This window comes from Mycobacterium sp. E2462, assembly GCF_001672685.1.
Lineage (GTDB): Bacteria > Actinomycetota > Actinomycetes > Mycobacteriales > Mycobacteriaceae > Mycobacterium.
In genome coordinates, this window is sequence record NZ_LZKC01000020.1 from 1 (window position 1) to 10,745 (window position 10,745).

Consider the following 10,745-nt stretch of genomic DNA (forward strand, 5'->3'; position numbering starts at 1 on the left):
CGGCGGCCCCGGCGTTCGTCCGATATCGGGTGCCGAAAGTCGCGAACTCCCAGGACCACCAACGCCCCGCCCCCGGCGGCGGCGGCCGACGCCCCCACCACGGCGGCCGCGGCGCCGTGCACCGCGTCGGCCACCCGCGGGCCGCCCGCGACGACCACCGTGAACACGCCCTGCAGCCGCCCGACCAGGTCGTCGGAGGCCGCCTGCTGCAGGATCGTCTGCCGAAACGCCGCCGACACCATGTCCGCCGCGCCGCCGACGGCCAGGAACGCCAACGCCCCCCACAGCGCCGGTCCGGGCCGCCCGTGGGCCGTGCCGCTGACCGCGCCGAAGCCGACCATCGCCAGGCCCCACACCACGACGGAGGCCATGACCGCCAGCCCCTGGCGTCGGATCCGCGGCAGCCAGCCGGAGAACACCCCGCCGGCCACCGCCCCGACCGACATGGCAGCGGCCAGCAGCGCCATCGCCGAGCCGCCCTCGACGGGCCCGCCGAAGCTTTGGTGCGCCAGCTGGGGGAACAGCGCCCGCGGCATGCCGAAGATCATGGCGATCAGGTCCACCACGAACGACATCAGCACGACGGTGTTGCCGGCCAGATAGCGGAACCCCTCGATGACGGCGGCCACGCCCCACCGCGACGCGCCGCGGTCCTGCTCCGGTTCGGTCGGCGGCATCGGCGCGAGCCGGAACGTCGCCCAGATCGGGGCGAGGCAGGTCACCGTGTCGATCAGGTACAGCGCCGACAGGTCGACCCAGCTGAGCAGCAGGCCGGCCAGCAGCGGGCCCGCGATCGCCCCGAACTGGGTGACGGTCATGTTCAGCGCGTTGGCCGCCGGCAGCTGCTCGCCGGGCAGCATCCGCGGGATGGCCGCCGAGCGGGTCGGCGAGTTCACGCTGAAGAACGCCTGTTGAAAGGACAGCAGCCCCAGCACCGCCCACACGTTGTTCAGCGCGAGGGCGGCCTGCAGCCAGAGCAGCAGCGAGGCCAGCGCCAGCCCGCACGACGTGACGATGAGCAGCCGGCGCCGATCCATGGCGTCGGCCCAGGCGCCGCCCAAAAGGCCGAACACCACCAGCGGCACCAGCGCGAACAGCCCGGCGAGCCCGACGTAGGCCGAGTTCTCGGTGAGGGCGTAGATCTGGACCGGGACCGCGAAGATGGTCAGGTTGCCGCCGATGACGGTCGGGACGCCCGCGAGCCACAACCGGCGAAACTCCGGGGCCCGCAGCGGTGTGGTGTCCGCGAAAAGCCGCACCACGCCCGAGCCCCCCGTTCCCGCCCCGCGTGCGGGGCGCTCATCAGTGGGCCGCCGCGGGCCCCCGCCCAGTGTGACTGACCCCGCGGCGCGCCCGCGCGGCGGCGCTCAGCCGTCCAGCTCGAACAGCTGCGCGGCGTTGTCGTGCAACACCTTTCGCAGCCACGCGTCGTCGATGCCGGGCAGCCGCGTCAACACCAGCATCGCGTCGAGGAACCCGTGCGGGATGTTAGGGAAGTCGCTGCCGAACAGGATGCGGTCGGCGTGCGCCCGCAGCCGCCCGTACTCCGACGCGGGGAACGGCATGGTCTCCTCCATGAACGGGGTGAACGCCATGGTGGTGTCCAGCCGGACCTCGTCGTGCCGGTCGGCGAGGTCGAGGAAGTCGGCGTATTCGGGCATGCCCAGGTGAGCGATGACCAGCCGCAGGCGGGGATGGCGGGTCAGCAGCGCCGCGACGGGCTCGGCGCCGGTGTACTCGCCGGGCACCGGCCCCGAGCCGCAGTGGATGACGACCGGCAGGCCGGCGTCCTCGATGACACCCCAGGCGCCGTCGAGCAGCGGGTCGGTGGGGCTGTACCGCCCGACCTGGATGTGCGCCTTGACGACGCGCGCGCCGGACTCGACGGCCTCGCGGACGTAGTCCTCGGCGCCGGGCTCGGGGTACAGCGTGGCGGTGTGCAGGCAGTCGGGGGTGGCGTCGGCGAAGGCCTTGGCCCATTGGTTCAGCCAGGCCGCCATCTGCGGTTTGTGCGGGTAGACCAGCGACGTGAAGGCGCGGACCCCGAAGGCCCGCAGCGTGTCGAGGCGCTGCTGTTCGTCGGTGCGGTAGGCGATCGGCCACGGCCGCCCGACCAGCGGGCCGGCGTCGTCGAAGTATTTCCACACCTTGTCCATGACCGGCTTGGGCATGAAGTGGGTGTGCACGTCGACGACGCCGGGCAGCCCGAGCGACTGCCAAAGCGCGCGCACCTGTTGCGTCTCGTCCATCACGGCTCAAGCTAGCCGAGGCGGGTCCGCTAGGGCTGCAGCCGCTCGACCCGCCCGCCGACGACCCGGATGCGGTTGTGCAACCGGTTCTCCCGCCCCTGCCAGAACTCCACCGACTCGGGGGCGATGAGGTAGCCGCCCCAGCCGGGCGGCACCGGAACAGCGTCGGTGCCGACGAAGCGGGCGGTGACCTGCGCCAGCTGGTCGAGCAGGGCCTCGCGGGACGCGATCGGCTGGGATTGGTGCGACGCCCACGCGCCCAGCTGCGATCCGCGGGGCCGCTTGGACCAGTAATCCTCGGTCTGTTGGGCGCTGACCTTGGTCACCGGCCCGCGGACGTGCACCTGCCGGCCGAGCAGGTACCACGGAAACGTCGCCGACGCGTACGGGGTCGACGCCAGGTCCGCCCCCTTCGCCGAGTCGTAGTTGGAGAAGAACGTGATCCCGGACTCGTCGACGCTCTTGCACAGCACGGTGCGGCTGGCGGGCCTGCCGTCGGACACGGTGGCGAGCACCATCGCGTTGGGCTCGGCGACCCCGGCCTGCTCGGCGTCGCGAATCCAGCTGCGCAGCAACGCGACCCAGCCGCCGTCGAGCCAATCCGCGTCGAGGTCCGGACTGCCGTCCTTTTCCACCGATCCGTATTCCACACGCATTCTCTGCAGGTGATCGCTGCCCGTTTCGGGGTCCGGTCCGGCCATCGCGCCAACGCTACCGGTGCTTGCTACCGGCCGGTAGCATCGCCCCGAGCAGGGGGTGCAAGAATTTTCCCATGACCGTAGTACCCGAAAACTTCGTCGCCGGCCTCGAAGGCGTGGTGGCGTTCACCACCGAGATCGCCGAGCCCGACAAGGACGGCGGCGCCCTGCGCTACCGCGGTGTCGATATCGAGGACCTGGTGGGCCAGCAGGTCACGTTCGGCGACGTCTGGGCACTGCTGGTCGACGGCAAATTCGGTCGCGGGCTGCCCCCCGCCGAGCCGTTCCCGCTGCCCATTCACACCGGCGACGTGCGCGTCGACGTGCAGGCGGGCCTGGCGATGCTCGCCCCGATCTGGGGCTACAAGCCCCTCCTCGACACCGACGACGGCACCGCGCGCGACCAGTTGGCCCGCGCCTCGGTGATGGCGTTGTCCTACGTCGCCCAGTCCGCCCGCGGCATCTATCAGCCGGCCGTTCCGCAGCGGGTGATCGACGAATGTGCCACGGTGACAGCGCGTTTCATGACGCGCTGGCAGGGCGAACCCGACCCCAGGCACGTCGAGGCCATCGACGCCTACTGGGTGTCCGCCGCCGAGCACGGGATGAACGCCTCGACCTTCACCGCGCGGGTGATCGCCTCGACCGGCGCCGACGTGGCCGCGTCGCTGTCCGGGGCGATCGGCGCGATGAGCGGCCCGCTGCACGGCGGGGCGCCGGCGCGGGTGCTGCCGATGATCGAAGAGGTGGAGCGCACCGGCGACGCGCGCGCCCTGGTCAAGAAGATCCTGGACAGCGGCGACAAGCTGATGGGCTTCGGGCACCGCGTGTACCGCGCCGAGGACCCGCGGGCGCGGGTGCTGCGCGCGACCGCCGAGCGGCTCGGTGCGCCCCGCCACGAGGTGGCGGTCGCGCTGGAGCAGGCCGCCCTCGCCGAGCTGCGCGAGCGCCGCCCGGATCGGGCCATCGAGACCAACGTCGAGTTCTGGGCCGCGGTGATCCTGGACTTCGCCCAGGTGCCGGCCACCATGATGCCGGCGATGTTCACCTGCGGGCGCACCGCCGGGTGGTGCGCCCACATCCTGGAGCAGAAGCGGCTCGGCAAGCTGGTCCGCCCGTCGGCCATCTACGTCGGACCGGGCCCGCGCAAGCCCGAAGAGGTTGAGGGCTGGGAGCGCGACCTCGCCCATGTCTGAGGCGCGCGGCCGGCCGGTCAGCCGATCAGCCGGGACAGCAGCCCGCGCCGCGGCGGCGGTGTCGGCTCGGCGGTGGCCGCGACCGCCAGCATGTCGGCGATATCGGTGAATTTGTTGCGAGGCCGGCCGGCGCCGCGCGCGATCTCGGCGGCGTCGATGGCGCGCCACCCGGCCGCGTCGACGACCTCGGGTCGGCGCGCCCGCACCAGCGCCTCCAGGGCGCCGGGGTCGGGCGCCGGGTCGGCCAGCTTGCCGTCGTTGAAGTCGGCCACCAACCGTTGCACCGTCTGCAGTGAGCAGGATTTGTTCGTGCCGATGAACCCGCTCGGCCCGCGCTTGATCCAGCCCGCGACGTAGGCGCCCGGCACCGCGGCCCCGGTGGTCGGGTCGATGACGCGGCCCCCCTCGTTGGGCACCACGGCCGCGGCGTCGTCGAATGGCAGGTCACGAATTGGCTTGCCGCGGTAGCCGATTGACGTCAGCACCAGGCCCGCCTCGATTCGGCGGGTCTCCGCGGTGCCGGTGCGCGTGAACTCCACACCGGTGGCTCGGTCGGCGCCCAGGATGCGGTGCGGGGTCAGCTGATAGGCCAGGATGATCCGCGGCCGCGACGGCGGCGCCGAGTCGTCGCCGAGCGTGCTCAAGATTTGCAGCTTGCGCGTGACCAGCGGGTCGGTCGCCGCCGCGAGGTCGGCCGCCACCAGCGCATGGTCGGCCGCGCTCAGCACCACCTCGGCCGTGCCCGTGAGGCCGATCAGCTCGGGCAGCGTGAACGCCGAGTGCGCGGGCCCGCGCCGGGCGGCGACCACCACCTCGCGCACCGCCGAACCGCGCAGCGCCGCCAGGGCGTGGTCGGCGATGTCGGTGCCGGCCAGGGCGTCCGGATCGGCGGTGAGGACCCGCGCCACGTCCAGGGCGACGTTGCCGTTGCCGACCACCACCACCCGCTCGTGGCCGAGATCGACTGGTAGCTGGGCGAATTCGGGGTGCCCGTTGATCCAGGCGACCAGCTCCGTGGCGGTCCCGGTGCCCGGCAAACCCATGCCCTGGATGCTCAGCCTGCGGTCGTCGGGCGCCCCGACGGCATACAGCACGGCGTGGTGGTGGGCCAGCAGGTCCGCGTGGGTCAGGTGGTTGCCGACCTCGACGTTGAGGAAGAAGCGGAACCCGCGGTGCTCGGCGACCCGGTCGAACAACCGGGTGACGCGCTTGGTGTTCGGGTGATCCGGTGCCACCCCCGCGCGAACCAGTCCGTAGGGCGTGGGGAGTTTCTCGAAGACGTTGACCCGCACGCCTTTCTGGGTGAGCAGCTCGTCGGCGGCGTACATGGCCGCGGGTCCGGAACCCACCACGGCCACGGTCAGCGGCCCCCGCCGGGGCCGCACCTCGGCGGCCGGGAGCACCGCGGCCAGCTTGGAGGTGGGCGGCAGCTTCACGCCCTCGGGACGCTTCGGGTAGAAGGAGGCGTTGATCTCGACGAACGGCAGCTGCTTGGCATCCAATCGGCTGTCGGGCGCGATGGCCCCCACCGGGCAGGCGCTCACGCAGGCACCGCAGTCCACGCAGGCGACCGGGTCGATGTAGAGCATCTCCGAGGTGGCGAACCCCGGCTCGTCCGGCGTCGGGTGGATGCAGTTGACCGGGCACGCGAAGACACAGGACCCGTCGTTACAGCACGACTGGGTGATCACATGCGGCATAGCCGATTTCCCGTGCGCCCTAAGCGGCCGGCGCGGCGGCCAGGTGCTGGCGCTGCGGCTCGCTGCGGTACCGCGACGGCTTGCCGTCGATCTTGCACAGCTTCCACATCAACCGCGCCGAGCGAGTCTCCATCAGGCCGGTGTCGTAGGCCAGCATCCGCACGTCACCGAACATGTCGCTCAACCACTTCCGCGACTCCGGCGACCGGAAGAACAGTTCCTTCTTGACCTCGCGCGGGATGTCGAACTCCTGCCAGAACTGCTTGGGCGGCACTACGATCGCGCGGCACAGCACCTTCATGGTCAGCGGCAGGTACAGCGCGGTCCAGAACCGCTGCCGCTTGGTCAGGTGCGGCAACCGCCTGCGCAGGAACTCGTGGGCGAACGAGATGTGCCGCGCCTCTTCGGCGACGTGGATCGCCATCACCCGCTCCATGATCGGGTGCAGCGACTTGCCTTCGCGCAGAATGTTTTTCTGCGTGTGGTCGATCGGCTCCTCGCCGGCCAGCACACCGATGAAGAAGGCCACCGGCAGCGGCCCGGCCACCAGGGGCACCAGCGGCGAGAGCCACTTCAGGCGCCGGGGCATGCCCGGCACGTCGGCGCCGATGCGGTTGACCATCTCCTGGAACATCAGCGTGTGGTTGCACTCTTCGACGGATTCGTGCAGGCAGTAACGGTATTCGGGGGAGCCGTTGGGCACCCAGAACGTGTAGTTCATCAGGCCGCGGATCAGGATGGACTCGAAGTGCAACCCCACCTTGGCGACGTTCGCCTGCCGCCACATGCCGATCTTGATCTTGCGCTCGTCGGGCTGCGCGAGGTACCAGGGGTGCCTTCCCAGCGGGTCGGTCTGCGGCAGGATCCACCGCGGATCGTTCTCGGTGACGGCGAATTCGGGGGAATCCCAGTGAATGTCGGTGTAGGGGTTGAAGTTACGGCGCACCGACCCCTCGGACAGGGTGGCGAGAGTGTTCACGTATTCCGTGTCGTCGCGCACCTCCATGTTGCGGCGCCAGCGTCGAACGAGTCGCGTCCTAGCCATCTTCAGTCCTCCCCAACGAGGTTTACATTTGGCCTTGCTATGTCCAGACAGTACCGCAGGTACCGGATATGTTCCAGGGCCCTCTTCGCCATGTGACCTGACCGGCGGTCACGAAATTTCTATGCCCTGGATCACACCGGACGAAACTTTCGGCGTCCGCGACGGACCGGCGAGACGGGCCGCCACACCGCCCGTTCAGGTCGGCTCACTACCCTGGGGAGCATGGCTGACCAGCTCGAGATCCCCGCAGACATCAAACCCCGCGACGGCCGCTTCGGGTGTGGCCCGTCGAAGGTGCGGCCCGAACAGTTGCAGGCGCTGACCAGCACCGCCGCCCCGCTGTTCGGCACCTCGCACCGGCAGGCCCCGGTGAAGAACCTGGTGGGCCGCGTGCGCAAGGGCCTCGCCGAGCTGTTCGCCGTGCCCGACGGGTACGAGGTGATCCTCGGCAACGGCGGCGCGACGGCCTTCTGGGACGCCGCGGCGTTCGGGTTGATCGACAAGCGCTCGCTGCACCTGTCCTTCGGCGAGTTCAGCTCGAAGTTCGCCGCCGCCGTCGCCGGCAACCCGTTCGTCGGTGACCCGGTCGTCATTAAGGCCGACGCGGGCAGCGCGCCCGAGCCGCAGAGCGACCCGTCGGTCGACGCCATCGCCTGGGCGCACAACGAGACGTCGACGGGCGTCGCGGTGCCGGTCCGCCGTCCCGCCGATGCCGGCGACGCCCTGGTCCTCATCGACGCCACCTCCGGGGCGGGCGGGCTGCCCGTGCAGATCGCGGAGACCGACGCCTACTACTTTTCTCCGCAGAAGAACTTCGCCAGCGACGGTGGCCTGTGGCTGGCCATCCTCAGCCCCGCTGCGCTGGACCGGGTCCGCGCGATCGCCGAGTCGGGCCGGTGGGTGCCCGACTTCCTCTCCCTGCCCATCGCGGTGGAGAACAGCCTCAAGGACCAGACCTACAACACCCCGGCGGTCGGCACCCTGGCGCTGATGGCCGAGCAGGTCGACTGGCTGCTGGGCAACGGCGGCCTGGACTGGGCGGTCAAGCGCACGGCCGACTCCTCGCAGCGGCTGTACTCCTGGGCGCAGGACCGGTCCTTCACCACGCCGTTCGTCGCCGACCCCGCCCTGCGATCGCAGGTGGTGGGCACCGTCGACTTCGTCGACGACGTCGACGCGGCGGCCGTCGCCAAGACGCTGCGGGCCAACGGCATCGTCGACACCGAGCCGTACCGCAAACTCGGCCGCAACCAATTGCGGGTGGGCATGTTCCCCGCCGTCGACCCCGACGACGTCAGCGCCCTGACGCAGTGCATCGACTGGGTCGTCGAGCGGCTCCACTAGCCAGCAACCGTCCCTTGACCGCCCAGCGTGTCAGGACCGGCGAACGGCCGGGGCTGGGCTAAAGTGCGGACCTGACGGGTCCGTCGCCGACCTGCACGGAGCCTGCGAGGAGAAACCATGCGGGAACTCAAAGTGGTGGGGCTCGACGCCGACAGCAAATACCTGATCTGCGAGGGCGACGGCCCCGAGGAGCGGTTCAGGCTGAAGGCCGACGACGAACTGCGGACCGTCCTGCGCGGCGAGAAAAAGTACCCCGAGCAACCGCAGCTCGAGATAGAAGTCACCAACATGCTCAGCCCCAAAGAGATTCAGGCGAAGATTCGTGCCGGCGCGTCCGTCGAACAGGTCGCCGCGGCGTCGGGCTCGGAGCTCTCCCGGGTGCGCCGCTTCGCGCACCCGGTGCTGCTGGAACGGTTCCGCGCCGCGGAGCTGGCAACGGCCGCGCATCCCGTGCTGGCCGACGGCCCCTCGGTGCTGACCCTGCTCGAGACCGTCAGCGCCGCCTTCGTGACCCGCGGGCTCGATCACGACAAGCTCAGCTGGGACGCCTGGCGCAACGAGGACAATCGCTGGACCGTTCAACTCGCCTGGAAGGTGGGCCGGTCGGACAACCTGGCGCACTTCTCGTTCAGCCCCGGCGCCCATGGCGGGACCGTCACGGCGATCGACGACGCCGCCAGCGCGCTGATCGACCCGGACTTTGAGCAGCCCCTGCGGCCGGTGGCGCGGGTCGCCCACGTCGATTTCCAGGAACCGGCGGTCGCGCCGGCGCCGGCGGCGGCCGCGCCGGACGAGAAGCCCGTGCACTCGCGTCGCGGCAAGCCCGTCATCCCGGCGTGGGAGGACGTGCTGCTCGGCGTGCGCTCCGGCGGGCAGCGCTAGCCGCGGCTGGCGGCGGCCAGGGCGAACAGCGCGAGCCAGGCGCCCGCCACACCCACGCCGGCGCCCAGCACGAACCAGCGCAGCACCGGCGTGCGGCGCCATCCCCACAACGTCGGCGCCAATCCCCCGGCGGCCACGACGTTGAGCCCGACGGCCAGCAGCGGGTGCACCCGGATCAGCCCGAGGCTGAGCACGACGATCGCGGCGCCGGTGACGGCCGCGACGAAGGCCGCCACCGTCAAACCCGTTGCCCAGGGAACGGACTCGGTCTTCATCCGCGGAAGCCTAACCCTACGCGACGTCGGTCACGCGGGCCCGTTCGTAGAACGCCAGCGCCGCCGCCGTCGCGACGTTGAGCGAGTCGGTGCCGCGCGCCATCGGGATGCGCACCAGCACGTCGCTGGATCGCAGCGTGGCCGGCGTCAGGCCCGGCCCCTCGGCGCCCACCAACACGGCCACCCGCCGGTCGCGCGCCGCCGTCATCGCCTCCGCCAACGCGCAGGCGGTGGGCCGCGGGGTCATCGCCAGCAGCCGAAACCCGTTGTCGCGCAGGGTGTCCAAGGCTTCGGGCCACCGCGTCGCCCGGGCGTAGGGCACCAGCAGCGCGTGACCCATCGACACTCGGACGGCGCGCCGGTACAGCGGGTCGGCGCAGCCGCTGCCGAAGACCACCGCGTCGACGCCCAGCCCGGCGGCGTTGCGGAAGATCGAGCCGAGGTTCTCGTGGTCGTTGACGCCTTCGAGGACCGCGACGGTGCGGGCGCCGTCGAGGACCTCATCGACGCCGAGCTCGGGCGGTCGCCGCGCGGCCGCCAGCACGCCCCGGTTGAGGTGGAACCCGATCGCCCGCGCCATCACGTCGGCCGACGCCCGGTAGTACGGAATTCCGGTGCCCGCCAAGTCGTCCCGCAGTTCGGCGAGCCGCCGGTCGGTGCCCAGCAGGGCGTGCGGGTCGAACCGCGAGGCCAGCATCCGCTGGACCACGAGCACGCCCTCGGCGATCACCAGGCCCTTGCCCGAGGGGAGATCGGGGCGGCGGTCGACGCTGTTGAGGTCGCGGAAGTCGTCGAGCCTGGGGTCGTCGGGGTCGTCGACGTCCGCCACGTTCAGGCCGTCGGTCCCGTCGCTCACGGGCCTTCGTCGACCAACGCCAGCATCAGGTCGGCCGCGCTGCGCAGGACGTCGCGCTGGTCGCTGTCCAGCGTCGCCAGCCGCTTGGCCAGCCACTCCTGGCGGGCCCGCCGGGTGGCCTTGACCAGCTCGGCGCCGGATTCGGAGACCGAGACCAGCACCTGCCGGCCGTCGACCGGGTGCGGCGCGCGGTCCACCAGCCCCATGTCGGCCAGCGAGGCGATGACCCGCGTCATCGACGGCGGCCGCACCCGTTCACGGATCGCCAGGGCACCGGGCGTCATCGGGCCCTCGTTGGTCAGCATCGCCAGCGCGGACAGCTGGGACAGCGACACCGGCGACGAGGGATTGCGGAACCGCAGTTGGCGCGCCAACCGCATGACAGCCAGTGACAGGTCGCTGGCCAGCCGCGCATCGCTGTCAGGCATGGCGCGAGGGTACACGCAAGCCTGCGGGATCGTGATACGAAACGGTGAACGACGGGCTTCGCGCCGCGCCGG

General features: G+C 71.3%; 11 protein-coding genes. 3 read left to right on the plus strand and 8 right to left on the minus strand.

Annotated features, from left to right (window positions below; genetic code table 11):
- The 3 genes from A5714_RS01320 to pdxH all read right to left on the minus strand — a co-directional run.
- Nucleotides 1–1,262: MFS transporter (locus A5714_RS01320; protein ID WP_068281964.1), on the minus strand; the 1,262-nt coding region annotated here is incomplete at its 3' end.
- A 105-nt stretch (nucleotides 1,263–1,367) separates the two neighbouring features.
- Nucleotides 1,368–2,249, minus strand: coding sequence for an amidohydrolase family protein (locus tag A5714_RS01325; protein WP_068281966.1), 882 nt, complete (start codon nucleotides 2,247–2,249; stop codon nucleotides 1,368–1,370).
- A 29-nt stretch (nucleotides 2,250–2,278) separates the two neighbouring features.
- Nucleotides 2,279–2,905, minus strand: a complete 627-nt coding sequence (gene pdxH, locus A5714_RS01330; protein ID WP_197502711.1) for a pyridoxamine 5'-phosphate oxidase — start codon at nucleotides 2,903–2,905, stop codon at nucleotides 2,279–2,281.
- A 116-nt stretch (nucleotides 2,906–3,021) separates the two neighbouring features.
- Here pdxH and A5714_RS01335 point away from each other — a divergent pair, with 116 nt between their 5' ends.
- The gene (locus A5714_RS01335) at nucleotides 3,022–4,143 is read left to right on the plus strand and encodes a citrate synthase 2 (protein ID WP_068065120.1); all 1,122 of its coding nucleotides are present in this window, start codon (nucleotides 3,022–3,024) and stop codon (nucleotides 4,141–4,143) included.
- Nucleotides 4,144–4,160: 17 nt separating this feature from the next.
- On the opposite strand, the gene A5714_RS01340 is transcribed toward A5714_RS01335, so the two are convergent.
- Together A5714_RS01340 and A5714_RS01345 are read right to left on the minus strand one after the other, a co-directional pair.
- Nucleotides 4,161–5,843 carry an FAD-dependent oxidoreductase gene (locus A5714_RS01340; RefSeq protein WP_068281968.1) on the minus strand — a complete coding sequence of 561 codons (1,683 nt, stop codon included), beginning with the start codon at nucleotides 5,841–5,843 and terminating at the stop codon, nucleotides 4,161–4,163.
- A gap of 19 nt (nucleotides 5,844–5,862) precedes the next feature.
- Nucleotides 5,863–6,888, minus strand: coding sequence for a diiron oxygenase (locus A5714_RS01345; RefSeq protein WP_068065111.1), 1,026 nt, complete (start codon nucleotides 6,886–6,888; stop codon nucleotides 5,863–5,865).
- 222 nt (nucleotides 6,889–7,110) lie between these two features.
- Here A5714_RS01345 and serC point away from each other — a divergent pair, with 222 nt between their 5' ends.
- Together serC and sepH are read left to right on the plus strand one after the other, a co-directional pair.
- The gene (gene serC, locus A5714_RS01350) at nucleotides 7,111–8,232 is read left to right on the plus strand and encodes a phosphoserine transaminase (RefSeq protein ID WP_068281970.1); all 1,122 of its coding nucleotides are present in this window, start codon (nucleotides 7,111–7,113) and stop codon (nucleotides 8,230–8,232) included.
- A 117-nt stretch (nucleotides 8,233–8,349) separates the two neighbouring features.
- On the plus strand, nucleotides 8,350–9,114 hold the full coding sequence (gene sepH / locus A5714_RS01355) for a septation protein SepH (RefSeq protein WP_068281972.1): 765 nt from the start codon (nucleotides 8,350–8,352) through the stop codon (nucleotides 9,112–9,114).
- On the opposite strand, the gene A5714_RS01360 is transcribed toward sepH, so the two are convergent.
- From A5714_RS01360 to A5714_RS01370, 3 genes are read right to left on the minus strand one after another with little or no spacing between them, the layout of a single operon-like run.
- Complete coding sequence (locus A5714_RS01360) at nucleotides 9,111–9,389, minus strand: DUF2537 domain-containing protein (protein ID WP_068281975.1); 279 nt, start codon at nucleotides 9,387–9,389, stop codon at nucleotides 9,111–9,113. The two genes, sepH and A5714_RS01360, sit on opposite strands and share 4 nt — an antisense overlap.
- A gap of 16 nt (nucleotides 9,390–9,405) precedes the next feature.
- Entirely contained in the window at nucleotides 9,406–10,245 is an 840-nt protein-coding gene (locus A5714_RS01365) for an RNA methyltransferase (RefSeq protein ID WP_068281979.1), read from the minus strand.
- Nucleotides 10,242–10,673 (minus strand): MarR family transcriptional regulator, encoded by a 432-nt coding sequence (locus A5714_RS01370; protein WP_068065093.1) that lies wholly within the window; start codon nucleotides 10,671–10,673, stop codon nucleotides 10,242–10,244. Before A5714_RS01370 ends, A5714_RS01365 begins: the two co-directional genes overlap by 4 nt.
- Between the last annotated feature and the right edge of the window lie 72 nt (nucleotides 10,674–10,745).